This window comes from Luteolibacter yonseiensis, assembly GCF_016595465.1.
Taxonomy (GTDB): Bacteria; Verrucomicrobiota; Verrucomicrobiia; order Verrucomicrobiales; family Akkermansiaceae; genus Luteolibacter; species Luteolibacter yonseiensis.
Genome location: NZ_JAENIK010000004.1, coordinates 489,560 through 514,941 on the forward strand (window position 1 = coordinate 489,560; position 25,382 = coordinate 514,941).

At 61.4% G+C, this 25,382-nt stretch carries 24 protein-coding genes; 12 read left to right on the plus strand and 12 right to left on the minus strand.

Annotation, left to right across the window (positions count from 1 at the left end; translation table 11 throughout):
* Nucleotides 1-20 precede the first annotated feature (20 nt).
* Nucleotides 21-2,297, plus strand: coding sequence for a hypothetical protein (locus tag JIN84_RS03640; RefSeq protein WP_200349646.1), 2,277 nt, complete (start codon nucleotides 21-23; stop codon nucleotides 2,295-2,297).
* A 75-nt stretch (nucleotides 2,298-2,372) separates the two neighbouring features.
* Here JIN84_RS03640 and JIN84_RS03645 read toward each other — a convergent pair whose 3' ends face one another.
* The 5 genes from JIN84_RS03645 to JIN84_RS03665 all read right to left on the minus strand — a co-directional run bounded on the left by JIN84_RS03645 (nucleotide 2,373) and on the right by JIN84_RS03665 (nucleotide 4,893).
* Nucleotides 2,373-3,257: a hypothetical protein gene (locus JIN84_RS03645; RefSeq protein ID WP_200349647.1), complete on the minus strand. Its 885-nt coding sequence runs from the start codon at nucleotides 3,255-3,257 to the stop codon at nucleotides 2,373-2,375.
* Complete coding sequence (locus tag JIN84_RS03650) at nucleotides 3,250-3,798, minus strand: RNA polymerase sigma factor (protein WP_200349648.1); 549 nt, start codon at nucleotides 3,796-3,798, stop codon at nucleotides 3,250-3,252. The genes JIN84_RS03645 and JIN84_RS03650 overlap by 8 nt, the downstream gene beginning before the upstream one ends.
* A 73-nt stretch (nucleotides 3,799-3,871) precedes the next feature.
* Nucleotides 3,872-4,237 (minus strand): ribosome silencing factor, encoded by a 366-nt coding sequence (gene rsfS, locus JIN84_RS03655; protein WP_234043166.1) that lies wholly within the window; start codon nucleotides 4,235-4,237, stop codon nucleotides 3,872-3,874.
* 69 nt (nucleotides 4,238-4,306) lie between these two features.
* Complete coding sequence (locus JIN84_RS03660; RefSeq protein ID WP_234043168.1) at nucleotides 4,307-4,510, minus strand: helix-turn-helix transcriptional regulator; 204 nt, start codon at nucleotides 4,508-4,510, stop codon at nucleotides 4,307-4,309.
* A complete protein-coding gene (locus tag JIN84_RS03665) occupies nucleotides 4,510-4,893 on the minus strand; it encodes a hypothetical protein (protein ID WP_200349649.1) in 384 nt (127 codons plus the stop codon). The genes JIN84_RS03660 and JIN84_RS03665 overlap by 1 nt, the downstream gene beginning before the upstream one ends.
* 190 nt (nucleotides 4,894-5,083) lie before the next feature.
* On the opposite strand from JIN84_RS03665, the gene prfB reads away from it, so the two are divergent.
* A protein-coding gene (gene prfB / locus JIN84_RS03670) for a peptide chain release factor 2 (RefSeq protein ID WP_200349650.1) occupies nucleotides 5,084-6,224 on the plus strand; the annotation gives its coding sequence in 2 pieces (ribosomal slippage) (nucleotides 5,084-5,161 and nucleotides 5,163-6,224; 1,140 coding nt in all).
* 68 nt (nucleotides 6,225-6,292) lie between these two features.
* On the opposite strand, the gene JIN84_RS03675 is transcribed toward prfB, so the two are convergent.
* Both JIN84_RS03675 and JIN84_RS03680 read right to left on the minus strand, forming a co-directional pair.
* Nucleotides 6,293-7,027, minus strand: a complete 735-nt coding sequence (locus tag JIN84_RS03675; protein ID WP_200349651.1) for a hypothetical protein — start codon at nucleotides 7,025-7,027, stop codon at nucleotides 6,293-6,295.
* A 71-nt stretch (nucleotides 7,028-7,098) separates the two neighbouring features.
* Nucleotides 7,099-9,348, minus strand: a complete 2,250-nt coding sequence (locus tag JIN84_RS03680) for a hypothetical protein (RefSeq protein WP_200349652.1) — start codon at nucleotides 9,346-9,348, stop codon at nucleotides 7,099-7,101.
* A 163-nt stretch (nucleotides 9,349-9,511) separates the two neighbouring features.
* Here JIN84_RS03680 and proB point away from each other — a divergent pair, with 163 nt between their 5' ends.
* Genes proB through JIN84_RS03700 form a run of 4 tightly spaced genes read left to right on the plus strand, consistent with a single transcriptional unit; the run spans nucleotide 9,512 to nucleotide 12,083 of the window.
* On the plus strand, nucleotides 9,512-10,282 hold the full coding sequence (gene proB / locus JIN84_RS03685) for a glutamate 5-kinase (RefSeq protein ID WP_200349653.1): 771 nt from the start codon (nucleotides 9,512-9,514) through the stop codon (nucleotides 10,280-10,282).
* 30 nt (nucleotides 10,283-10,312) lie between these two features.
* Entirely contained in the window at nucleotides 10,313-10,531 is a 219-nt protein-coding gene (locus tag JIN84_RS03690) for an addiction module protein (RefSeq protein ID WP_200349654.1), read from the plus strand.
* Nucleotides 10,524-10,832 carry a type II toxin-antitoxin system RelE/ParE family toxin gene (locus JIN84_RS03695; protein ID WP_200349655.1) on the plus strand — a complete coding sequence of 103 codons (309 nt, stop codon included), beginning with the start codon at nucleotides 10,524-10,526 and terminating at the stop codon, nucleotides 10,830-10,832. Before JIN84_RS03690 ends, JIN84_RS03695 begins: the two co-directional genes overlap by 8 nt.
* Nucleotides 10,833-10,838: 6 nt before the next feature.
* Nucleotides 10,839-12,083: a glutamate-5-semialdehyde dehydrogenase gene (locus JIN84_RS03700; RefSeq protein WP_200349656.1), complete on the plus strand. Its 1,245-nt coding sequence runs from the start codon at nucleotides 10,839-10,841 to the stop codon at nucleotides 12,081-12,083.
* Nucleotides 12,084-12,144: 61 nt separating this feature from the next.
* On the opposite strand, the gene JIN84_RS03705 is transcribed toward JIN84_RS03700, so the two are convergent.
* The 4 genes from JIN84_RS03705 to JIN84_RS03720 form a co-directional block, all read right to left on the minus strand.
* A complete protein-coding gene (locus JIN84_RS03705; protein WP_200349657.1) occupies nucleotides 12,145-12,600 on the minus strand; it encodes a hypothetical protein in 456 nt (151 codons plus the stop codon).
* 44 nt (nucleotides 12,601-12,644) lie between these two features.
* The gene (locus JIN84_RS03710; RefSeq protein WP_200349658.1) at nucleotides 12,645-14,204 is read right to left on the minus strand and encodes an aldehyde dehydrogenase (NADP(+)); all 1,560 of its coding nucleotides are present in this window, start codon (nucleotides 14,202-14,204) and stop codon (nucleotides 12,645-12,647) included.
* Between the two features lie 77 nt (nucleotides 14,205-14,281).
* Nucleotides 14,282-15,187 carry a dihydrodipicolinate synthase family protein gene (locus tag JIN84_RS03715; RefSeq protein WP_200349659.1) on the minus strand — a complete coding sequence of 302 codons (906 nt, stop codon included), beginning with the start codon at nucleotides 15,185-15,187 and terminating at the stop codon, nucleotides 14,282-14,284.
* Nucleotides 15,184-16,155: a proline racemase family protein gene (locus JIN84_RS03720; protein ID WP_345715832.1), complete on the minus strand. Its 972-nt coding sequence runs from the start codon at nucleotides 16,153-16,155 to the stop codon at nucleotides 15,184-15,186. The genes JIN84_RS03715 and JIN84_RS03720 overlap by 4 nt, the downstream gene beginning before the upstream one ends.
* Nucleotides 16,156-16,247: 92 nt before the next feature.
* Between JIN84_RS03720 and JIN84_RS03725 the strand changes: the two genes are divergently transcribed.
* Entirely contained in the window at nucleotides 16,248-16,994 is a 747-nt protein-coding gene (locus JIN84_RS03725) for an AraC family transcriptional regulator (protein ID WP_200349660.1), read from the plus strand.
* A gap of 27 nt (nucleotides 16,995-17,021) precedes the next feature.
* Here the strand turns inward: JIN84_RS03725 and JIN84_RS03730 are convergent, their stop codons facing one another.
* Entirely contained in the window at nucleotides 17,022-18,272 is a 1,251-nt protein-coding gene (locus JIN84_RS03730) for an NAD(P)/FAD-dependent oxidoreductase (RefSeq protein ID WP_200349661.1), read from the minus strand.
* A 186-nt stretch (nucleotides 18,273-18,458) separates the two neighbouring features.
* Here JIN84_RS03730 and JIN84_RS03735 point away from each other — a divergent pair, with 186 nt between their 5' ends.
* From JIN84_RS03735 to lnt, 5 genes are read left to right on the plus strand one after another with little or no spacing between them, the layout of a single operon-like run.
* On the plus strand, nucleotides 18,459-20,990 hold the full coding sequence (locus JIN84_RS03735; RefSeq protein ID WP_200349662.1) for a DUF1592 domain-containing protein: 2,532 nt from the start codon (nucleotides 18,459-18,461) through the stop codon (nucleotides 20,988-20,990).
* Nucleotides 20,987-22,354 (plus strand): DUF1552 domain-containing protein, encoded by a 1,368-nt coding sequence (locus JIN84_RS03740; RefSeq protein ID WP_200349663.1) that lies wholly within the window; start codon nucleotides 20,987-20,989, stop codon nucleotides 22,352-22,354. The genes JIN84_RS03735 and JIN84_RS03740 overlap by 4 nt, the downstream gene beginning before the upstream one ends.
* Before the next feature lie 33 nt (nucleotides 22,355-22,387).
* Nucleotides 22,388-23,230 (plus strand): alpha/beta hydrolase, encoded by an 843-nt coding sequence (locus JIN84_RS03745; RefSeq protein ID WP_200349664.1) that lies wholly within the window; start codon nucleotides 22,388-22,390, stop codon nucleotides 23,228-23,230.
* A gap of 2 nt (nucleotides 23,231-23,232) precedes the next feature.
* The gene (locus tag JIN84_RS03750) at nucleotides 23,233-23,553 is read left to right on the plus strand and encodes a low molecular weight protein tyrosine phosphatase family protein (protein WP_200349665.1); all 321 of its coding nucleotides are present in this window, start codon (nucleotides 23,233-23,235) and stop codon (nucleotides 23,551-23,553) included.
* Between the two features lie 42 nt (nucleotides 23,554-23,595).
* On the plus strand, nucleotides 23,596-25,275 hold the full coding sequence (gene lnt, locus JIN84_RS03755) for an apolipoprotein N-acyltransferase (protein ID WP_200349666.1): 1,680 nt from the start codon (nucleotides 23,596-23,598) through the stop codon (nucleotides 25,273-25,275).
* The last annotated feature ends 107 nt before the right edge of the window (nucleotides 25,276-25,382 follow it).

The window sequence follows — 25,382 nt, forward strand, 5'->3', positions numbered from 1 at the left end:
CTCAAACCCACCTATCGATCATGAACCCAAAACGGCTTGTCTTCTGTCTCATCGCATTTTCCTCCCACACCCATGCGGCGATCTTCGCCCGCGAGGATTTCAACTATATCAACGGCAATCTGTCCGGAAGCAACGGCGGCCTCGGCTGGTCGTCCGGCTGGACCAATGCCGCCGGCGTCCCCACCGTCACCGGCGGCAAGGGCACCGTTGACGCGATCACCAACCAGCAGGGAGCGCGCCTCATTTCCGAACTCCAGGAACCACCCCTGGGCGGCACCAAGATTGTCTGGGTGTCTTTCGAGGCGCTCCAGAGCACCAATGCCGCCCCAGCCACCGCAACGAACAGCTATGGCGGCCTGGGCTTGTACCGGAACAACACGGAACAACTCCTCATCGGCAAGGCGTGGCCCGGCCCCTACGAGTGGAGGGCCGGTGTCGGCGGGACCTTGGTCGGACCGGCGGTGCCGGTGTCGACACTCGCGCTGACCAAGATCATCGCCCGCATCACGATGGTGGATGCCGCCACCGACACGCTCGATGTGTGGATCAATCCGGCGGACACCAGCAGTGTGGCGGCGCTTGGCGCTCCCCAGATCACGCGGACGGATGCCGACCTGTCTTTCAACACCCTGAGAATACGGGCGGGCGAGGGTGATGCCGCGGTGACTTCGGAAAGCTGGACTTTTGACGCGGTCACCGCCGGCGACGAACTCGCCGATGTGGTGGCATCCGACAGCGACGCCGACGGCATGCTCGACGCCTGGGAGCTTGCCAACGGGCTGGTGGTGGGTGTCAACGACGCTGGCGGGGATCCCGACACCGACAACTCCTCCAACCTGCGTGAATACCAGCGCAGCACCGATCCCCACAACCCTGACACCGACGGGGACTCCATTTCCGACGGTGCGGAGTCCGGCACCGGCATTTATGTCAACGCGTCCGACACGGGCACCAATCCACTGCTCGTCGACACGGATGGGGACAAGTTCTATGACTACGAGGAAACCAACAGCGGAGTGTTTGTTGACGAATCCAACCCCGGAACGAATCCGAACCTCGCCGACACGGACGGGGACAGCCACAACGATTATTTCGAAATGCTACGCGGCACGGATCCCAACTCCGCGGCCTCGTTTCCCTCCGCAGGGGACCTTGCGGTCGTCGGCACCGACGCGTTCGCTTACGAAGACGGCGCTGTCGCCGGACTGGCCGGCGGCACCGGCTTCGACTATGACAACAGCACGGCAAACGATCCCTACATCGGCCATGTCGGGCTCGGCACATCCAACTGGGACGATGTCTCGGGCACCAACGCGATTTCCGGCGGCAGGCTTGTCACCCTCGGTGGCGGTGTGAAGCGTGAGTTCAACGGACCGGGCGGAGGGGCCGTGGCCGGTTCTGACGAACATGTGGGCGCGGTCAACCAGGATGCCTCCACCCAAGGACGTGTGGTTTATTTCCGCGCGGACATGAAGCGCGGCGAGGCGACAACCTGGAGTGGTATTTCCGCGCTCGACTTCGGTGTGGAGCGGGCCTTCGCCGGGGTCCCCGGGGTGGTGAACCCCGCATCTGGAAATTATGAATTCGGAATCGGAGCGCCTTCACCCGCTCCGGTTTACAGCGGCATCAGTCCGGTCATCGGCCGCGATTACACACTGGTGGTGAAGCTGGATTATGAGAACGACCTGATCAGCCTGTGGGTGAATCCGGATCTCACCGCGCCGGAACCCGCCCCCACCCTTACCGCGCCCTTCACTCTCACGCAATGGACCACCGGGTTCCGGCTTGCCTCGGGCGGCACCGATGGGACCGAATGGGACCATGCCGTTGTCGCCCGCCAATGGTCGGCGCTCTCGATCTTCCCCGGCGTGATCCCCACAACGGATGACTATCTCTCGTGGATCGGCGGCTATGCGGTCGGGAGTGAAAATGGATTTGATCAGGATCCCGATCATGATGGACTGGTCAATGGCGTGGAGCACCTGCTGGGTTCGAGTCCGGCCGATGCGAACCGTGGGGTGCGCGATATTTCGTCAGCCACAGGCGGCTCGTTCACTTTCCGTCACACACGCACCAATGCCATGGCAACGGACGTGACCGCCTCATACGAATGGTCGCAGGACCTGGTGAATTGGCATGCTTCCGGCGCGACGGCCGGTGGCATCACCGCCACGATCACCGACAATGTGGTCACCGACACCAGCGCGCCGGCCTTGGATGAGATCGAGGTCTCCGTGACGGTGGGCGGCGGCTTCGTATCAAAGGTGTTCGCACGCTTGAAAGCGGATCGTCACTGAACCGTTCAACGGCCTCCTCCAGTGGAGGCGCGACGTTCACAGCCCCGGTGGGACAGCGAAAAAAGCTGTCCCACCTCAGAACAGATCCGGCAGCTCTTCGCCGCAGGTGTCGCTCATCATGAGGAAAACCTTCCCGGCATTTTCCCAGCGTGCCGATGACCAGCCTCCCACGCGGACGAATTCCGGATTCTCCATCGGCGGAAAATCACCGCTCACGTCCTCGTGACGGAAGACCACGACGTGGACCACGCCTTTTTCACCGACTTTGAAACAAAGCAGGGATCCCCTTTTCCCATCGATTTCCAGTTCACGGCAGCCGAGGGCCTTGAGTTTTTCCAAGCCGGGTGGCAGGCAGCCGGGGCAGGGCAGCTTCCGCTCCTGCAGGTGGCGGATGAGGACTTGTTTGTTGTCCTGCTTCTCCTCCAGATTGAAGTTCGGCGACTCGAACGAGCGGACAAATCCCGCCTGCACGACCTCGATGGGCACCGCTTTCGCGACATGCGCCGGGCCTCCATTGTGCGTGACGAAAAATGCCAGCGCGATGCCCGCCGCCGCGGCAAGCGGCACGGCGAGACGGCGGAAGATGGAGATTTGCGGCCGCACGATGGTTCCGGCCGCGGTGCGGTCCATGGCTGCGAGCAGTTCATCCCGCAGCTTGGCAGGCGGCTGGATGGAGGCGAGCGCACCGATCCATGCCATGTCGCTTTCCCCGGCCTGTGGAAAATCCGCACGCTCTCCGGCGAGACAGGCCATGATGTCCTCACGCAGGTTTTCCGGCAGGTCCACCGAACCGAGGGCGGTTGAAAACGCGGAGTCGAAGGCCCGCTCTTCCGCCAGCCACTCGCCGAGTTCGCGGTTTTCCATCGCGAGGGTGAGAGCCTCGCTGAAATCCGCGTCGTTCACATCCGCGCCGTCAGGGCGGAAGCTGCGGAGAATGAAACGTGCCTGCTCCTTATCCATGGCGGTGCTGGATCCCTCCGGGTTCGAGGTGAAGGATGTTTTTCGGCGCGCTGGAGGGCTCGGTGGTCATTTTCTGACGGAGCATTTCCTTCCCGCGTGACAGCCGCGACATGACGGTACCGATCGGAACATCCAGGATTTCAGCAATTTCCTTGTAGCTGTGTTGTTGAAGATAAAAGAGGGCGAGCGGCGCCCGGTAGGTTTCATCCAGCGACCCCAGGAGCTCCAGGGCGCGCTGGCCGTCCATCTGTCGTTCGGCATCGCCCTCGGGTGCGGGGATGGCCTCGGCGGCGGATTCGTCCAACGGTTCGTCCGCATATTTCGCGGAGCGGCGGAGCTGGGTGAGGAACTCCCGGTGCAGCGTGGTGAAGAGCCACGTCTTCGCCTTCGAGCGGTCACGGAGCTGGTCGCCCTTCGCCGCCCAGATACAGAAGGTTTCCTGCACCAGATCCGACGCACGGTCCACGTCACGCGTCAGCGACATCCCGAAGCGGAACAACGCTTGGTAATGGGTATCGACTAACTCGGCGAATTCACTCATCGGCAGGCATGGGAGTTTCCAAGCGGAGTCCTATTCCGAAAAATGTTCCGCCGGGCGTCCCCACAGGAAAAATTCAATTTTCGCCAGCGGGCTGCCAGGCAACTTCCTTGGCATCCTTCCAAAGGTCTTCGAGGCCGTAGTATTCGCGGAGTTCGTTGTCCATCACGTGGACCATGACATCGATGTAATCGAGCACGACCCAGCGTGTGTCGGCCTTGCCCTCGGTCAGCGTCGGCTTCACACCGTGGACCTCCTCCACCTGGCCCGCCACATCCCGCAGGATGGCGCGCAGCTGTGGCATGGAACTGCCGGAGCAGACGACCATGTAATCCGTGAGGTTGGAAACCCCGCGCATGTCCCATACGCGGATGTTTTCCGCCTTGATGTCGTCCGCCGCCTTCGCGCAAGCCAGAGCCAGTTCTTCACCTTGTATCGCCATAATTTCCCTTCGGGGGCGGAACTCTAGCGGACTAAGCGAACGACACCAACCCAAATTTCCCCGCGATTTTCATGACGGCTGGTAGGGATTGGTGAAAATCGTCTCCACCGGCGTGCCGAATTCCTTGGAAATCCGGTAGGCGAGATCCAGCGAGGGGTCATGCTTTTCCGTTTCCAGCGCGTTGATAGCCTGCCGGGACACCCCCACGCGCTTGCCGAGTTCTTCCTGTGTCCAGTTCCGTTCGGCCCGGAGGACTTTCAGACGGTTTTTCATCAGTGGGTGGTGCGGATAAAGGGTGCGGTGAATCCCCAGACTGCCCAGAACCCGGGCAGGACCATCACCAGCGGGAAATGCGGAGCCTTGGCGTAGACCTCCATGAAACCCCACGCGGATACAAGCGCCATGGTGATTCCGGTGGCCGCGATGAAACGCTTGGCGGAGATGGCGCGGACGAACTCATCGCTGTCCTGCATCCACCTGAGCAAGGCCCAGAGATGCCCCGCCACCGGAGCGGCGACCACCAGCGCGAAAGCCCAGGTCCCCGGCGGTTTCATATCATCGAACGCGCCGAAAATCGCCGCGACATTCACCAGCACATACCCGCCCATGAAGAGGGCGGTGCGGATTTTGTATTTCTGATCGACTGTGGTACTCATATTTTTTGGAAGGTTTGAATTACCAAATGCAAGGCAAACCTGACATATTTCAATGTCAGGTCAACATTACATTTTGGAAAAATAATTGCCCAAAGGCAGATTTTCTTGAGGAACCAACGCCAGGCATCGGGATCGCCTCCGCACGTTCCGCCTTGCTTCATCCTCCGACATGCCGTTTCCTCCGCCCGCAATGTCCTCACTTCCTACCGCTGACCTCCTGGCGCTCGACACGGCTGGCTTGAAAAGCCGCCTGTCGAAACTCAGGAGGTATCTTTGACGTCCCCACCCTCGAAAACGAAATCAACACACTCGAGGAGGCGATGGGCGCGCCCGAGTTCTGGAATGACGCGGACAAGGCGAAAACCATCAGCTCCAAGGCGGCGGGCCTGAAGAAAAAGCTCGAAAGCTTCCTGAAACTGGAAGCCCGTGTCGAAGACATCGACGAAGGCGTGGCCCTCGCGAAGGAATACGACGACGCGGACCTCGCCCGCGAGGCCATCGCCAACGCGAACGGCCTGGAAAGCGACATCCGTGCCTACGAACTCCTCACGCTGCTCGACCAACCGAGCGACATTTCTCCCTGCTTCCTCGTGATTTCCGCCGGTGCCGGCGGCACGGAAGCGTGCGACTGGGCACAGATGCTCCACCGCATGTACACCCGCTGGGCCGAGCAGAAAGGCTACACCGTGGAAACGCTGGACTGGCAGGATGGTGATGAAGCCGGCCTGCGCACCGCCACGCTCAAGATCACCGGCGACCACGCCTATGGTTTCCTGAAAAACGAACGCGGCGTCCACCGCCTCGTCCGGATCTCCCCCTTCGACTCGAACGCGAAACGCCACACGTCCTTCGCTTCCATTGATGCGACCCCGGAGATTTCCAAGGAGATCAAGATCGAGATCAACGAGAAGGACATCGAGATCACCACCACCCGTTCCGGCGGCAAAGGCGGTCAGAACGTCAACAAGGTGGAGACCGCCGTCATCCTGCGCCACCTTCCCACCGGCATCCTCATCCGCTCGACCGCGGCCCGGACCCAGGGTGCGAACCGCGAACTCGCTTTCGAAATCCTCAAGGCCAAGCTCTACACCATCGAGGAAGACAAGCAGAAGGCCGAGGCCGACCGCGCCTACGGTGAGAAGGGCGACGTCTCATGGGGCAACCAGATCCGTTCCTACGTTTTCCAACCCTACCAGAAGGTCCTCGACCTCCGCACCGGTGAGGAAACCAACAACATCCAGGCCACCATGGACGGCGACATCGACGCCTTCATCGAAGCGAAACTGCGCGGAAAAGTCCGCGTGAAGGGTGTGAAGGACGAGGAGGATTGATCTAATCCTCCACCACCTTCGTGAGGTCGATCCCGCCTTTTCCTAGAGGCGGGATTGAGGGAGCAAACTCAGCGAGCCGCCGAAGTGGTGATGTTCGAAGCGTTCAGAAGAAATACAACCCGATCCCTGCCAGCCTCCGTCGCGGCGTTGATAATGTCGGCGCGGCTGGCGGCATCATAATCGGACAAGCGTTTTTGCCACTTCCTGCTAGGAAGACCTCTGCTGCTGATCAGCAATGTGGGTGCCATATTGAAGCTGGTGGAGGGTGCTGCGATGACCTGGCCGGTCTCCACATTGAGCAACTCCGAGTATGCGATGCAGGCGGCGGACTCATTGGAAAAGCCAAGCATTCCGTCCTGCCGGTGTTCGTATCCCGACAATGCCGCTCCACGAGACTGGTAAGGGGCGTACTTTCTCGGATATAAAACCCAAACCGCATCCAGATTCTGCTGCTTTGCGGCATTGATCGCCGCCACTTTGAACGCCTCTTCATTGATATTCTGATTGGTCGCCAGAAATCCCTGCTTCGCTGCGGTGGCTTGGACAGGAAGTATTTTCACTGTCGAAAATCTGGATTTCAGGTTGCGTGCCGCGGTTTCCGAAACCTTGGAAGTAATGGATGGAACTTCCGTTGATTCGTAGGCGTTGTTGAAAACAGTCGTCCCGACCTTGTTACGCGTGAGCTTGCCACCCATGCCGTTGGCAATACCTACCGTGCGAACACCGGTGAGATTTGTGGGGATCGAGGTCTGGCAACTGGCCAGAACAAGCGCCATCAATGCGACAGGAATCAATTTTTTCATGTGCCGGAATTCTAAGACTGCCACTAACAGAAAAACCAACCTATTTGTAATCCACCGGGCCGGTAACACCACTAGAACGGATGTGTGTTTCTCAGAATACTTTGATTGATCTCCCGCCTTTTCCACATGGGCAGCTTTTCAATTGCCTCAATATCCATCGACCCGAACGCATCCTGAAATCTCACCAGCGGGTCGAGGTGCGCGGCATAATTCCAACTCAAGCATTCCATCACGCCCTTGCGCCGCGGGATGGTGACGGTGAAGGCTTCGAGCTGGAGGCCTTTTGGTTTGCCGGGATAGAGGGAGCCGTCCCAGTTCAGGGACTGTTTGGTGTTGTGGACGAGCAGTTTGGCGATTTCCAAGAAATGCGGATCACCGGTGAACAAGTGGAGCCGGTAGTAATCGAATGAGGAAAACGCGAGGCCCAGATCGGCCGCGGATTGGCCGGTGGCGATGAGCGTCTGGCCGACGATGCTGCGGTCTTGTGGGAAGTCCGTGGCGGCGGCGCCGGTTTCCGCAGGGATCTCGTAGGCATACATCCATGTCTCCGTGTAGCGGGCGGCTTGGACGGCGGCGTCCAGCCAGGACTTTTCCTGTGTCAGATCATACAGGGCGAGAAAGGCATAGATCGCCTCCTGGCCCGATTCGCGGTCGATGACGTTCGGGTTGTCAACCACACTGCCGACGTAGTGGTAGGGCTGGTGGATGTTGGTCAGAGCGAACTTTCCCGCCCGGATTGCGGCGTCCCGGTAGCGGGCGTCACCGGTCGCTTGATGAAGCATGACGAGGAAGCGGATGGGATTGGTGGTGGTGGATTTGCCGGGTTCGGTGGGCAGGTGTTTTCCGTCTGTCAGCTCGTGGCTGTAGGCGAGATGGTAGCTGCCGTCGTCGTTTTGATTGGCGACCAGCCAGTCGCCGAATTTCCCGCAAGCGGCGAGCCAACCGGGTTGTCCGGTGCCATGGCGTTCCATCAGCCGCCACGCGGAGAGCATGCCTTCCATGCCGGTGGTGGCGACGCGCATGGCGGTGCCGCCTTTGGGGTTGTCGTTTTTCCGCCATGAGCCTGTGGTACCTTCCGCGGTGGCGGGATCATACCAGGTGCGCGGCAGGCCGGAGGGGAGCAGGCAGTTTTCCGCCCAGAAGTCCACGATTTCCACGCCTTTCCGCCGCAGGTCCGCGCGTTTTTCCGCGATGCCCTGGTGGATGAGGAAATACGCGTTCGGCAACTGCCTGCCAACGAAGCCCATCTGGTAATTATAGACCCGGACATCACCGCCCGGGAGATAGACCGAGAAGGGAAAGCCCGGCGCATCGTAGCCTTTGCCCACCGAGTAGTGATCAAGCGTGTCGATCAATCCGGTGAACGCGGCTTTCACATCCACGGGACGGGGTTTCGGCTGATAGAGCTGGAACGCGTGTTTCCAAGTGGTCTCGACGGCGTCGGGATAGCTCGCGGTTTTTGAAAAACGGATGACGAGCTTGTAGTGATGTTGGACGCCCTCCTTCACCGGATGGCTCCGCAGCGCCCAACCATCCGACGCCCGGCGGACGACGTGGTTTTTCTCACCTTCCGAACCGGGAAACATGAAGGCGAGCGTTGTGCCGTCCAGATGCCGCACTCCGATGGAGCCGAATTGCATGCGCTCGTCCACGACGCGCTCCCCACCGCGGTCTCCGGTGAAGGTCGCTGGTTCCGCCGCCGCGTGGATCAAAGAAACGGTGTCGCCATTGCCGGGATCCCGCATGGTGACCAGCGGAAGCGGCAGGCGGTCCTCGCGGAAGAGGAAATGGTGATCGGCCGGATTCTTCGCCAAGGCGCCGGCCATCCGGGTTTTGAAATTCGTGCGATACCAGACACCGGGCACGAAAAACTCGCTGTCTTCAAGCGGACCATTTTCCGTGACCTGGATGCCGAAGAGGGAATTGAAGAACTGGTCCGCCCGGTTTGCGTTCTGAATGACGATGCTCCGCCGGAGCTCGAACGCACCGGGCTGTTCCACCAGATAGCGGTCGGTGAAAAGAAACCGGGTTCCGTGCGGTGTGGTGATGACTCCCTGGCAGACCAGTGTGTCATTTTTTTCCTGGGAAACTTTCGCGTATCCGCCATCCAGCCGCTCTCCATTCACATCCAGCGAGAGAGGTTTGTCCGGTGCGTAGGTGTTCAGGACTTTCCCGCCGATCGTAAAAGTCAGGGCGTAGCTGCGGTTTTCAGGATCCTGTCTGAGTTGCAGCGATGCTTGCCCGGATGAAAGCCCGGCGTCCTGCGCATGGAGCGCGGCGGACAACGTGGCGAAGGCAACCAGTCGGAAGAGGAAATTCATGTGAAAAAAGCCTCCGCGACTGCTTGCCAGCGATGAGGCAAGGTCCATACGGCAGGTGGATTCGCGATCTTCCCGATTCTACCGCATGACATTTTCCAAAGCCCGCGCTGGCATCTGTGGCGGGAAGCGGCTATTCCGTCGCCCGCTTCACGACGCATTTCCCATGAGTTCCGATCTCACACTGATCAAAGCAGGCACCGGTGTTCTTACGAAATCCAGCGATGGCACGCTGGACAAGGCCGCCCTTGTGCATCTCGTTTCCGCCATTTCCGGGCTGATGCATGCCGGGGAGCGCTGCCTTTTCGTCTCGTCCGGCGCGGTCGGTTCGGGAGTTTCCGCTCTCGGTCTCACGGAATACCCCAAGGAAACAGCGACCCGCCAGGCCTGCGCGGCCATCGGCCAGGCACGGCTCATGCAGACCTACAGCAGCCTTTTCTCGAATTTCGACATCACCATCGCCCAGGTGCTGCTCACCGCCGCCGACCTCGGCACGCCCGAGCGTGCGGGCTACGTGAGCGACACCTTCCGCCGACTGCTGATGGAGCCGAACATCCTGCCGATCATCAACGAGAACGATTCCGTGGCGGTCGAGGAGCTGAAATTCGGCGACAATGACATGCTCTCCGTCCGGGTGGCGAAGCTCGCCGGGGCGAAACGCATCATCCTGCTCACCAGCGTGGACGGCCTGCTGGACCCCGCCACCAACGAACTCATCCCGGAAGTCGAGGATATCGACAACGTTTTCCGCCACGTCCGCGAGGACAAGGGCCGCTTCTCCATGGGCGGCATGGCTTCCAAGCTCGCCGCCGTGAAATTTGCAGTGGACGCGGGCATCGAGACCCACATCGCCCACGGCCGCCACCCGGAACGACTCGCCGGAATCGTCGCGGGCAACGGGATTTCCACGAGATTCCACGCGGGAATTGCTTCTTGAGAGGGTGTCCGGTTGATGTAGAATTCCTCCATGATCGCACTCGATGAACTCAAGAAACTGCCGATCGAGGAAAGAAAACAGATCGTTCAGGAGCTTCAGATCACAATTGAAGAAGAAGAAAGCGATTATCAGGAACCACCGGAGTTGCTGGCCGAACTCGAGCGCCGGTTGGAAGCCTATCACGCGGATCCCTCCACGGCGATTCCTTGGGAAACGGTGAAAGCCAAACTCTTGAGTCGTGGTGCTTAAAGCCATCGAACTGACCGTCGGTGCTGATTCAGATTCCGACGCAGCCTACGAATGGTATGAGAGGCAGGAGCAAGGAGCAGGTCGCTATTTTGACAGGCAATTGCTGCATCTCTTGGAAAACATACGGATGCGGCCATTTTCATTTCCTACCAGTCACGCCGTTTTCCGAAAGGCTTTGATGAGGAAATTCCCCTACGCGGTATATTTCCAGATCTTTGATGAGAAGATCGTTGTCATTGCGATCATTCATGGTGCTAGAAATCCCCGGCGCGTTCGGGATCTGTTGAGGCGCGAATTTTGAACTGACATGTCCATCCAGGAAACCATCCACCAAATGGGTCGCCAAGCACGGGCGGCCGCCTACAAGCTCGCCCAGCTCACGAGCGACGAGAAGAACGACATCCTCCGCGCCATGGCCGCCGCCATCCGCCGCAGGACGCCGGAACTGCTCGCGGCGAACGTGCTCGATCTCGCGGCAGGCGAGGCCAAGGGGCTTTCCAACGCGATGCTCGACCGGCTGAAGCTTGATGAAAAGCGCATCGAGGCAATGGCCGCCGGAATCGACCAGGTCGCGACATTGCCCGACCCCGTGGGCGAGATCATGGATGCTTGGGACCGTCCGAACGGTATCCGCATCTCTCAGACCCGCGTGCCCATCGGCACCATCGGCATCATTTACGAGAGCCGTCCGAACGTCACTGCGGACGCCGCCGTGCTGTGCTTCAAAACTGGAAACGCCACCATCCTCCGTGGCGGCAGCGAGGCGATCCACTCGAACGTCGCCATCGCCTCCGCACTGGCGGAAGCGGGCGCGCCGGAGCATGCCATCCAGCTCATCCCGTTCACGGACCGCGAGAGTGTCGCGGTCCTCGCGGGCATGGACAAGTGGCTGGATCTCATCATTCCGCGTGGGGGCAAGGGGCTCATCGAGACCGTCGTTTCGCTCGCCCGCATGCCCGTCATCAAGCACTACGACGGCATCTGCCATCTTTTCGCGGACAAGGATGCCGACCTCGAAATGGCCTCCACGCTCGCGGTGAATTCGAAGACCCAGAAACCCGGTGTCTGCAACGCGCTGGAGATCCTGCTCGTCCACCGCGACATCGCCACCGGTTTCCTGCCAAAGGTTGCCACCGCGCTGCGGGAGAAGAATGTGGAAATCCGAGGATGTGCGAATGTGCTGGAAATCCTGCCGGATGCCAAACCCGCCACGGCGGAAGACTGGGACACGGAATTTCTCGAACTCATCATCGCGGTGAAAATCGTCGATTCATTGGAAGAAGCCGTCGCCCACATCAACGAGCACGGCTCCCACCACACCGATGTCATCGTCACCCGGGACGAGGTGGCTGCGGAGCAATTCCTCGGTTCGGTCGATTCCGCCTGCGTGTTCCACAACTGCTCCACCCGCTTCGCCGACGGCGGAGAGTTCGGCTTCGGCGCGGAGATCGGCATTTCCACCGACAAGCTCCACGCCCGCGGTCCGATGGGGTTGCGCGAGCTGACGAGCTACCAATACCGCGTGCGGGGCAACGGACAGGTGAAAGGGTGAACCAGGGCGCGCGATCCTCCGGCACCATCGATCCATCAGACCATCCGGCCTGATGGGAGGATCACAGCGAATGCAGGAGTTTTTCCTGCCCGCTCTGCCTGATGAGGGTCTGGTCCGAGGATGACGACAAATGCGGGCATTTCCTACGGAGCTGTGCCGCGAAATCGGAAACCTGGCTCGGACGGATTTTCAGGATTTTCCGATCTTCGTCGGATTTGAAAATGATCTGCAGGTGTTGCTGCCTGCCGCTACGGCGGCAGCGGCGGATCGTTTCGATCTGGGAATAGGGAATCGAGGCGGATCCCAGCGGCGTGCTCACCACCAGTTGATCTTTTTGCAGCAGGATTTTCCCGGCGCGTGCGAAGACCGCTGTCAGGCTGACCAAGAAGGCCATTGCGAGAGTCACGGTGACCAGCATCCAGGTCTGCTCGTCGGGAGGCGGCGGGAGAAAGTCTGAGAATTTCGTCACTCCCACCCAGCCAACGAACGTCACCAGCAAAGCTATTGAGATCCTCATGACCGGCGACCCTAACAATCCAAACGCGCCTGTCGAGATGGAAATCACTCCATCCTTTTGATCCCGAGGGGATTCGCCTCCTGGAGCTCCGGCGGAAGCGCGGCATCCGGGAAGCTCTGCCATGCCACGGGGCGGCAGAAGCGATAGATGGCCATGGTGCCGACGGAAGTACTACGTCCATCCGAAGTCGCGGGAAACGGTCCGCCGTGGACGATGCTGTGGCAGACTTCCACCCCTGTCGGGTAGCCATTGAAAATGAGCCGGCCCGCGCGCCGTTGCAGCGCCTGGACGAGCGGACCGTGGTTGGCGAGTTCATCGTCGGTCGCGTGGAGACTGGCGGTGAGCTGGCCTTCGAGTTTCGGAATCGCGGCTTCGATTTCCTCCACCGTTCCCCGGACGATCAACGTGGCGGGACCGAACATTTCCTTTTGGAGGGATTCGTTTTTCAGGAAATCCGCGATGGCGACGGTGAAAACCGCGGAAGCCCCTTGTCCATCCGCCACGGTGCTTCGGGATGCCGCCAGTGTTTCCACTCCGGGCGCGGCGGCGACGGCGGATTTGGACCCGGCGTAGGATTTTGAGATACCAGCGTGGAGCATCATCCCCGGGCCGCTGGCTTCGATGAGCGACTTGAGTTTTGCCAAAAACGTCCGGCCTTCGCCTGTGGGCAGAAAGACGAGGCCCGGGTTCGTGCAGAATTGGCCGACTCCCAAAGTCAGCGATCCGAAGAACGATTCCGCCAGCGCCTCCTCGCCCCGTTCAAGCGCGCCGGGCAGGATGACGATGGGATTGATCGAACTCATTTCCGCATAGACCGGGATGGGTTGCGGACGGTTGGCGGCGATGTCCATCAGCGCGGTGCCACCGGCTCTGGAACCGGTGAAGCCGACCGCTTGCGTCACGGGATGTTTCACCACGGCCTGGCCGACGGTGCGGCCACCGCCGTAGAGCACGGAGAACACACCCTCCGGCATGTCCGTCAGTTTCGCAGCACGGATCACCGCAGCGGCGACGATTTCCGCAACTCCCGGGTGCGCCTCGTGTGCGATGACGACCACGGGACAGCCCGCCGCAAGCGCCGACGCGGTGTCCCCCCCCGCGACGGAGTACGCCAGCGGGAAATTGCTCGCACAAAAAACCGCGACGGGACCGAGAGGACGCAGCATCGAGCGGAGATCCACTTTCGGAACCGGTTTGCGGTCCGGTTCCGCACGCTCGATGCGGGCGTCCACCCATGAACCTTCCTCGATCTGCGTGGCGAACATGCGGAGCTGGCCTACGGTCCGTCCGGTCTCCCCGCGCAGGCGTGGTTCCGGCAGGGCCGTTTCGAGCTGGCCACGGGCGACGATGTCCTCAACCGCGCCTTCGATTTCCGTAGCAATGGCGCGGAGGAAACCGGCGCGCGTCTTTCCCGAAAAATTGGAATAGATAGGAAACGCCGCAGCAGCCAGTGCCATGGCCTTCTCCACCTCATCCGGCGTGGCCGAAAGATAAACCGGCTCCAGCTTTGCACCGGTGCCAAGCTGAACCGCGTTGCAATGCGGTTCATTGCCGGTCGAGCGGGAATAGCCGATGAAGGAGGTGCCGAGAAGTGAGGTGGTCATGGGATGGTGGGTTGGAAATGGAAAACGCGGGGCAAGATACCCCGGCAACGGACCGGAGCAGCATGCTCCTGTCACATTCAGATTTCAGGAGCGGTCGCCAGGGCAAGCTCGATGATGGCGGTGGCCTCCGCAAGCTCCGCTCCGGCAAGTTCGAGGCGTGGCGGACGGACCAGATTGTTGCCGAGTTTCCCGCCGCTCGCGAGGTTCTGCTGGAGTTTGATGAGCTGCACGAATTTCACCACCGTGTCCATCCGGAGCATCGGCAGCATCCAGTGATAGATCGGCATGGCCTCCTCGATTTTCCCGCTGGTGGCGAGATCCCAGAACTTCACGTTATGCTTGGGGAATGCCCCGCCGACGCCGGTGATCCAGAATTTCGCTCCCATGGCCGCACCTTCGAGCGCGCAATCGTCCACGCCGACTCCGAGCGCAAGGCGGTCCCCGCAGACCTCGCGGATGCCGGCGATGCGGCGGGCGTCGGTGGAGGATTCCTTCACCGACTCCACGTTCCCGCACTCGTCCGCGAGTTCCTTGATGTGGGCCGGGGTGAAGTCGGTTTTGTAGGCGACGGGGTTGTTATAGATGATGCAGGGCAGGTCCGTCGCATCGATGACGGCCTTCATGTGGGTTTTCATTTCCCGCCAGTCGGAGGCATAGAGATAAGGAGGCAGGACCATGAGTCCCCGACAGCCGTTGTCCTTGGCAGCTTTCGCGATGTCCACGGCTTCCCTGGTGGAAAGCGCCGCGACACCGGGGATGATCGGCGTGTCCGGCAATGCCGCCACATAGGTTTTCTGCAGCGCGATTTTCTCATCAAACGACAGCGTCGCGCCTTCACCGAGCGATCCGTGGCAGACGATGGCGGTGCAGCCGTTTTCAACCAGCCACCTGCCATGCGCGGCCATGAGGCCGTGGTCGATGGTGAGGTCTGCGTTGAACTGGGTGAGTGTCGCGGGCATGACGCCCTTCCATGTGATGCTCATGATGGTATGTGTTGGATGTTGGAGGGTATGCCGTTCCTGAATGGATCGGACGGATGGAAATGATAGGTGCTCTCGCCATTCACCCAGGCCCGTCCGCTGACGCGTGGAATGATTTTTCCGTCGGGCAGTTCTTCGATGGAGCCTCGGAAGACGGTGTCGAGAATGCCGGCCTGCCGCCAGACACCACCGGGCCCGAGTTTTCCATCGGCATGGAGGCAGGCGAGCTTGGCGCTGGTCCCGGTGCCGCAGGGCGAGCGGTCATAAGCTTTTCCCGGGCAGAGGACGAAATTCCTGCTGTCCGCCAGGGCGGTGTCGGACGGCGGACCGAATACCTCGATGTGATCGATTTCCATATCATTGCCGCCGGTGATGCCCTGGTTTTCGAGCTCGCGGCGGACCTGGATCGTGAAATCCATCAACGCGTCGAGGTTATGGAAATGAACCCCGGGCCCTTGCCGGTCGATGAGGAAAAACCAGTTTCCTCCCCATGCGATGTCTCCGTGAATGGTGCCGTATCCCGGAACCTCCACCGGGACATCCGCGGCATGGCGATAGCTCGGGACATTCGCGACCTCCACCGAGCCATCCTCGTTCAACGTCGCCACCACAACCCCGACCGGTGTGTCGATGCGATGCGAACCGGGACCGATTTTCCCCATGTGGGCGAGTGTCACCGCGAGGCCGATGGTGCCGTGGATGCACATGTTGAGCGTGGAGAGATTGTTGAAGAAAATCACTCCGCACACGCAGTCCGGCTCGCCGGGTTCGCAGATGAGGGCTCCTACCATCGCGTCGTGGCCGCGGGGTTCGTTGCACACCGCGCTGCGGAGCCAGTCGTGGCCCTCGCGCAGGCGCCTGGACTTCTCCGCCATGGTACCTGTCCCGAGATCCGGCGCCCCCGAAACGACCACCCGCGTGGGTTCGCCTTCGGTGTGGGAATCGATGACTCGGAGAGAAACGTGTGCCATGGTTTTCATGATATATAACAGGGGGGTCTTGGCGAATGCGCTAGCGAAGGCTCCCGATTCCGTATAGGAAACGCGTGCCGAAGGAAACCACCATGAGCCAATCCGCATCGCTTCGTAAATCGTTCTTCGAGTCGCTTCAAGGGATGCTGCCGGTGGACCGTCTCTTCGATGGAGTGCCGGACATCGTGTTTTTCGTCAAGGACTCCGCCGGCCGCTACATGGCGGTGAACGACACTCTCGCCGCGCGCTGCGGCCTGGCGAACAAGGACGCCGCCCTCGGCCTGACAGCGGACAAGCTGTTTCCCGCGCCGCTCGGAAACGCCTTCGTGCTGCAGGACCGGGAAATCCTGCGCGGAGGAAACCCGATCCGCGACCATCTGGAACTCCACCTTTATCCCGGCGGGCGCAGCGGATGGTGTCTTACCTACAAGGAACCCGTGATCGGAAAAAACGGTGCGGTCGCCGGCATCTGTGGAATCTCACGCGACCTCCATTCACCCGGGGAACAGGACGAGGAATTCGCCGCGCTGTCCGGCGTGGTCGACCACATCCACCGCCACTACGATGAAGCCTTGCGGCTGCCCGTGCTCGCGGAAATGGCCGGGCTGTCCGTCTACCAGTTCGACCAGCGCATCCGCGCGCTCTTCCACGTCACCGCCGGACAATATCTCGTGAAGGTCCGCATCGATGCCGCTTGCCAGAGGCTCGCCGGGACGGATGAAGCCATCGCACAGATCGCCCTTGCGTGCGGTTACTCGGACCAGTCCGCTTTTTCCCGCCAGTTCAAGCAGGCGGTGGGCATCAGCCCGATGGCCTACCGGAAGAAGATCACGCCGTGACTTGCGGCGACCGGGCCGGCATGGAATCTAACTGAACCGGTCGGCGGACATGCCGTCGATGGGCCGGAACGGCGGATCTCCGGCAAGCAGGTCCGCCACCACCCTGCCGCTGACGGGACCGAGGCTGAGGCCCATCATCGCGTGGCCGGATGCGATGGTGAGATTGGGGAATCTGCCGGATTTCCCGAGATAGGGAACGCCGTCCGGCGACACGGGACGCAGCCCCGCCCACGGCTTTATCCCGGCGAAGTCCAGCTCGGAGAACTTCGGAAAATAGGCGTTCACGGATTTCACGATTCCCCGCACGCGCGAGGGATTGACCGACAGGTCCAGCCCGCCGACTTCCATGGTCCCGCCGAAGCGCAGGCCGCTTCCCATCGGGGTGATCGCGACCTTGGCCTCCGCGAAGATGGAGCAGAGCTGCGGCAGTTCGGGCGGTTCGGGCAGTGTCAGGGAATATCCTTTCCCCGCCTGCAGGGGAAGTTTGATACCCGCCAGTTTCAGCAATTCCGGCGTCCACGAACCACCGGCGACAACGAACTGCTTTCCTTCGAAACTCCTGCCATTTCCCGAAACGGAGGATACCCGCCCGCCGGATGTCGCGATGTTGTCTATTCCAACGCCGCTCTCGATCACGCCGCCCAGACTGAGCACCCGTCTGCGCATTTCCGCCATGAACCTCTTCGGCTCCAGGTGGCAATCCTGGGGAAAATAAACGGCGCCCGTGACATCCATCGTGATCGAAGGATCGAGTTCCGCGGTGGCGGCGGCATCGAGCACCTCCGCCTGAAGTCCGATTTCGTGGGCCTCCCGTGCGACTTGCGCCTCCTCATCCAGCCCCTTCTGCGTCTTGCAGAGCATCAGCAGTCCGCGTTGTTTCAGGCCGAAATCCCCCTCTGTGGAAAGTTCGGCGAACAAGCGGCGGCTTTCCAGATTCAGGTCCCGCAGCAATTCGCGCGATGCCGCGACATGGCGCGCGTTGGAGTTCTGATGGAAAAGCCACCCCCACTTCATCAGGTCGGGATTCACCCGCGGGCGCACATAGAACGGACTTTCCGGATTGAACATCCACCGCAATCCCTTGGAAATCATTCCCGGTGCGGCAAGGGGTGTGAAGTGGCTGGGCACGATCATTCCCGCGTTTCCCATCGAACAATTGTCGCCGCCCGCCGCCTCGCGTTCGATGACGGTCACGGAAAACCCCCGCTTCAGGGCATAGTAGGCCGAGCACAATCCGATGACTCCGCCGCCCACGATGACCACTTGATCCGTTTTCATTCCGCCCAATCTAAAGCACCCGTCTTGCTTGGGAATCCAGAAATCCCTGTGGAAATGGCAACAATCGCGCGGATGCCCGGTTACTACCCCGTTCGGGGGGGAATGCATTCTTCCTGCACAATTCCTGAAAATACCGACGTAGTAGCGGTCTCCACAGCTTTTTCCCATCAGATCCCGTCACGCACGATGCGCCCGTCCCACACGCTTTCCATCCTCCGGCGATCCCATGTCCTCGCCTTGCTCACCTGCGCCGCGATGACGCCCGCGGCCCATGGAGAGACGGATGATGTCGCGGTGTTCGAGAAGGAGATCCTGCCGATCCTGGAGGACAATTGTTACAGCTGCCACGGTGACGGCGAGGACAAGGGCAAGGTCACGCTGGACACCTTCGGCTCGACGGCCGACCTGATGAAGCAGCAGGAGCTCTGGGTCCACGTTCTTAAAAACATCCGCAGCGGGCTCATGCCGCCGACAAAGAAGGACCGGATTCCCGCGGAGGATTTCGCGAAGCTGGAGAGCTGGATCAAACGCGCTCCGCTCAAGCTGGACCCGGCGAACCCGGACCCCGGCCGTGTCACCCTGCGCCGCCTGAACCGGGTGGAATACCGCAACACCATCCGCGATCTCATGGGCATCGACTTCCGCACGGACGAGGAATTCCCAGCGGACGACACCGGTTATGGCTTCGACACCATCGGAGACGTGCTCACCACCTCGCCGCTGCTGCTGGAAAAATACATGCAGGCGGCGGAAGCCATCGTGGCGAAGGCCGTTCCCTTGGAAAGCAGCGTCACTCCTGAGCGGAGGATCCCCGTGAAGCAATTCACCGATCGCGATGACTACGAGATGAGCGTGTCGCTCTACGATCCGGCGGACGTCAGCGCGATGGTGAAGATTTCCAAGCCCGGCACCTACCGGATCATCCTGGACGCCACCGTGCGCGGTTCGTTCGCCTTCGATCCCGGTCGCGCGGATGCCGGATGGTTCGTGGATGGCAAACAGGTCTATCAGAAGGAATTGAAATGGGAGGACGGCATGAGGCTGGACTCCTCCTTTGAGGTGAAATGGGAAAAAGGGGAGTATCCCGTGCGTTTCACGATGAAGCCGCTCGTCGGCAAGGATAAGAAGCCCGCGGAAAAACCCGGTGACGGGCCGCCGAACGTGGATCTGAAATTCAAGGGCTGTACTTTGGTCGGGCCGCTGGAACCGGAATACGCCGAGCGCCCGAAAAATTACGAACGTTTTTTCCCCCGGGATTCCGTCCCGCAGGATGAGGCGGGGCGTCTGGAATATGCCCGGGAAATCCTCCGGCGTTTCGTGACGCGGGCGTTCCGTCAGCCGGCGGACGAAGGCACCGTTGAAAAATTGTCCGGACTCGCCATCGAATCGGCGAAAATGCCGGGAGGCTCGTTCGAGCGGGGCATCGCCCGGGCGTTCACCGCCGTGCTCGCCTCGCCGCGTTTCCTCTTCCGCATGGAGGAGACCCTGCCGGAAGCGAACCCGCAGGTCCACCCCCTGCTTGACGAATACGCGATCGCATCGCGGCTTTCCTATTTCCTGTGGTCCACCATGCCGGACGAGACACTCTATCAACTGGCGGAACGCGGCGAGTTGCGGAAGAACCTGTCCGCCCAGGTCTCCCGGATGCTGGAGGACGAGAAATCCGACGAGTTTGTCAAAAACTTCGCCGGCCAATGGTTGCAGACGCGCGATGTGGAGAGCGTGAGCATCGACGCGCGGGTGGTCCTCGCACGCGACGCCGGTCAGGAAAAGGACCAGCGCGAACGCTTTGAGACATTCCGCCGGTTGAACCGCGAGATCGATGAGGCGGAAAAGAACCACGAGACCGCGAAGGTGGAGGTATTGAAGGCGCAACGCGCCGAGATGCGCGCGAAGTTCGGCAACAACGGCAGGCGCGTCGAGTTCGGAGGATCGCTCCGCACCGCCATGCGCCGTGAGGCGGAGATGCTCTTCCGCCACCTGCTCCGTACCGATGGCAGCGTGTTGGGCCTGGTGGAGAACGATTCCACATTCCTCAACGAGGAACTCGCGAACCACTACGGTGTCCCCGGGGTGGAAGGTGGGAACATGCGTCTGGTGAAGCTGCCGCCGGACAGTCAGCGGGGTGGTGTGATCACCATGGGCACGGTGCTCGCCGTCACCTCCAACCCCACCCGCACCTCCCCGGTGAAGCGCGGGCTTTTCATCCTCGACAACCTGCTCGGCACCCCGCCGCCGCCCGCGCCGCCGGACATCCCGTCGCTGGAGGCCTCGGAGAAGAAAACCAATGGCGATGACCGCACGCTGCGCGAGGCGCTCGCGCTGCACCGCGAGCAACCGCTCTGCTCGTCGTGCCACAACCGCATGGATCCGCTCGGTCTCGCGCTGGAAAACTTCAACGCCATGGGAAGCTGGCGGGACAAGGAGCGCGGGCAGCAGCTCGAACCGCCGAGCGGCAAGCTCATCACCGGCGAGCCGTTCGCCGATGTCAGGGAGCTGAAGCATCTGCTGGTCACCGCGCGCCGCACGGACTATTATCGCTGCCTCACGGAAAAACTCCTCACCTACTCGCTCGGCCGTGGCCCGCAGCCATGCGATATTTCCACCGTGGACGCCGTAGTGGACCAGTTGGAAAGCACCCAGGGTAAATTTTCCTCACTCATTCTCGGGATCATCGAATCCCCCGCCTTCCAAAGACGCCAACGCACGACCCTATGAAACTCCCACACACCAACCGCCGCTCCTTCCTGCGTGGAATGGGAGCCTGCATCGCCCTGCCCGCCTTTGAAGCCATGCTGCCGGGCCGCGTGTTCGCAGCCGAGGCCGCCGCATCCAGAGTCGCGACCACCGCGACCGGAGCACCGCTGCGCATGGCATTCCTCTATTTCCCGAACGGCGCCATCCCGGACCAGTGGAACCCGGTGGGCACCGGCAGCGATTTCAAATTCGGAAACACCCTCACCCCGCTGGAACCCCTGCGCGACCACGTGCAGATGATCTCCGGCCTGGAGCATCTCAATGCCGAGGCGGGAAATGACGGCGCGGGCGACCACGCCCGGGCGAACGGCACCTTCCTGACCGGCGTGCGGGTGAAGAAAACCGCGGGCAGCGACATCTACGCCGGGATCTCGGTGGACCAGATCGCCGCCCAGCACATCGGCAACGCGACCCGCTTCGCCTCGCTGGAACTTTCCACCGATCCGCACCGCAAGTCCGGCGGTTGCGATTCCGGCTACTCCTGCGCCTACGAGTCGAACCTGGCGTGGCGCACCGCGACCTCTCCGCTCTCACCGGAATCGAACCCCCGCCTTGTCTTCGAGCGGCTCTTCGGTGCCGGAGTCCACGGCCAGCGCGGGGCCAATCTCGTCCAGCGGCGCGCGCAACAGCGCTCCATCCTGGACTTCGTCATGGACGATGCGAAAGCCGTGGAGAAAAAACTCACGCACCGCGACAAGGCGAAGATGGACGAGTACCTGACAGGCCTGCGGGAAATCGAGCAGCGCATCGTCACGGCGGAAGGTTTCACCGACATCCCGGACCCGAACATGCCTTCGCCGGACGGGATCCCGACAGCTTACGACGAATACATCCGCCTGATGTTCCAGATGCTCGCGCTCGCCTTCGAGACGGATGCCACCCGTGTCTCCACCCTGCTGCTCGCCCACGATGGCAGCAACCGGACCTTCCCGGAAATCGAGATCGCGGAGGGCCACCACAGCCTCTCCCACCACCGCGACGACACGGACATGATCCGCAAGGTCGCGCAGATCGACCGTTTCTATGCGGACCGGCTCGCGGAGTTCCTCGTCATGTTGGATTCGAAGCAGGATTCCGACGGCAACTCCATCCTGCACAACTCGATGATCGTCTACGGCTGCGGCAACTCCGATGGCAACCGCCACACGCACTCGAACCTGCCCGTCGTGTTGGCGGGAAATGGCGGCGGCACCTTCCAGACCGGCCGCCACCTCTCGGCCAAGGCGACGCCGATGTGCAACCTCTATCTGGACATGCTCGACCGCATGGGCGTCCCCAAGCTCGACCGCTTCGGCGACAGCACGGGCCGCCTCGCGGGCATTTGAGCAACAGCGCGCCGGCCGGCGCTCCGAAGCTTTATGAAAACCCTGCTCTTCCTTTGCCTCGCATCCCTCGCCTGCGCCGCGCCCGAAACCATCCTCCTCTGGCCGGATGGCGCACCCGGCTCGGAGGGAAAGACCACACCTGAAGTCGTGGAGGTTTCCAAAAACGGTGAGGAGACGGTGACGAACATCCACAAGCCGAGCATCACGGTTTACCTGCCGCAGAAGGGAAAGGCGAACGGAGCCGCCGTCATCGTCGCACCCGGGGGCGGCCACAAGCTGCTCTGCACCACCCATGAGGGCGGCAACGTCGCGGAGTGGCTCGCGGCACATGGCACCGCCGCGTTTGTCTTGAAATACCGTTTGGCCAGCGAACCCGGCTCCACCTACACGGTGGACGAACACGCCGTCGGCGACATGCACCGCGCGATCCGCCTGGTCAGAAGCCGGGCCACGGAGTGGAACATCAATGCCGCCGCCGTCGGCGTGATGGGATTTTCCGCAGGCGGCGAGGTGTGCGCCATCTCCAGCATGCACTTCGATGCGGGAAAAGAGGACGCCGCCGATCCTCTCGACCATTTCAGCGACAAGCCGGATTTCCAGGCCCTCATTTATCCGGGCCGTTCGTTCCGCATCGTCCCGACGAAGGAATCCCCGCCCGCGTTTCTCGCGGCGTCCTCCAACGACAGGCCGGATATTTCCGAAGGCTTGACCAAGGTTTACCTGGATTTCAAAAAGGCGGGCGTCCCGGTCGCGCTTCACCTCTATGCCGACGGCGGACACGGCTTCGGCTACCGCGCGAAAAACACCGGACCGGTGAGCCACTGGATCGAGCGTTTCGACGAATGGCTGGAGGATCGGAAGTTCACCCGGAACTGAGTTTGAAAAACCTCCTCTTCATCTGTTCGCAAAACAAGCTCCGCAGTCCCACGGCGGAGGCGGTGTTCGCGGAGCTGTCCGGCGTGGACGTGGATTCCGCAGGACTGAACAACGACGCCATCGTCCCGCTGGTGCCGGAGCAGGTGACGTGGGCGGACCTGATCTTCGTCATGGAAAAGGAGCACCGGTCCAAACTGAACCGGAAATTCAAACGCCACCTGAACGGCCAGCGGGTGATCGTCCTCGGCATCCCGGATGACTACGCCTACATGGACCCGGCGTTGGTGGAGTTGCTGAAAAAGAAGGTGGCACCTTACCTGTGATTCGCAGTGGACCCGCCGCACCGGACGGTTGAGACTCGGCGCATGACGAAGGGTTCCTGGTGGATGCGTATCGCGGCGGCGGTGGTTGGCGGCTTGTTGGTCGCGGGAGCGTTTCCCCCGCTGGATTTCACCTGGCTGGTGTGGATCGGCATGATGCCGGTATTGTGGGCGTTGTGGTCGCTCGAGGGAACCCACCTGGGCCGGAAGGGTTTCGGCATCGGCTATCTGGCGGGGCTTGCGGCCTGTCTGGTCCAGTTCAACTGGGTGGCCTCCGTCTCATGGCTCGGCGCGATCCTGCTGCCGATGTATCTGGCGGTGTACTGGGGGCTGTTCGGGATTTTCGCGGCGAAGATCGGGAATCCTTGGAAACCGGGAAATACGGCACACTTGGTGAAAACCGCCTTCTGCCACGGCGCGGTATGGGCGGGTTGCGAACTCCTGCGCGGTTGGGTGATCACCGGCATCGGCTGGAACGTGCTCGGCACGACGTTTCACGATACCCCGGTGATGGCCCAGGCGGCGGATATTTTCGGCGTGGCGGGACTTTCCATGGTCCTGGTTTTTTTCCAAGCCATGCTGGTGCAGGCGGCGGCGCGGCGGAGTTGGCAGGGAATCAGGGTCATGGTCCGGGTGCTCGCCCTGCTCGCGCTTTACGGAATCTTCCGCATCCACCACGAAAACAAGGCCGAGTCTCTGAAACTGAAGACACTGCTGGTGCAGCTCAACATCCCACAGGACGCAGGACACATGTTGTGGACGGATCTCGAAACCCATCAGGGCTATGAAGATGAAACCTTGAAAGCCCTCGACGCGCTGAAATCTCCCGAAGGCAGGTTTTCTCCGGATTGGCCGGACTGGGTGATGTGGCCGGAATGTGCCCTTACCGGACGGATCCTGCGTGCCCCGGATGGTGACTGGGGGACGGCGCAGATCAATCAGGACACCCTGGCCCAGGTTTATTCGGCGGGCCCGTTCTCCCTGATCTACGGCGTGGTGGAGCTGGATGGGGAGAAGCATGGCGACCAACTGGCGCTCAAGGACAAGGGAAACACCTACAATTCCCTCGCCGTCGCCACGCCGGACAACGACCTGCAGACCTATCGCAAGCGCCATCTGGTCATCTTCGGCGAAACAGTGCCGTTGATCGATAGCGTCCCTTTCCTCCGGAAAATTTACGAACAGCAGGCGGGCGCGGAGTATTACGGCTCCATGACCCCCGGAGATTCGCTGGAACCGCTCACCCTGCAGGTCGGCGGGCGGGAAATCGGCGGGATCCCGACCGTCTGCTTCGAGGACTCGGTGCCACGGCTCACCCGGAAATTCGTCCGACCCGGTCCGCAGGTGATCGTGAACGTCACGAACGACGGCTGGTTCAAGGAGTCCGCCGCCGCCGAACAGCATTTCCAATACGCACGCTTCCGCGCCATCGAACTGCGGCGGCCCATGCTCCGCTCCGCCAACAGCGGTGTCAGCGCGGCCATCGACACCACGGGTTCGACGAAGCACCCCGTCACCGGCAAGACACAGATCCTCACGGACGAAAACGGCAGCCATTTCACCCGCGGATCGCTGCTCACCGAGCTGAAGGTCCCGCTGAACCCGTCGTTTTCGCTGTATGCGGCGATCGGTGACTGGGGGCTGATCGGACTGGCGTTGTTGGGGTTGTTCATGGCGATTTTTACGAAAAAAACGGAGCCGGGGACCTTTCAGGAAAGTCGCTGACCGGGCTTTTTTTCTTGCCGCACCAGCCCCGTCTGCTTTGGTCCACGGACTCATTGCCTTTTCCACGGCGAAATTCGCGTCTCGGCACGCAATCCGCTTTGGTCCGC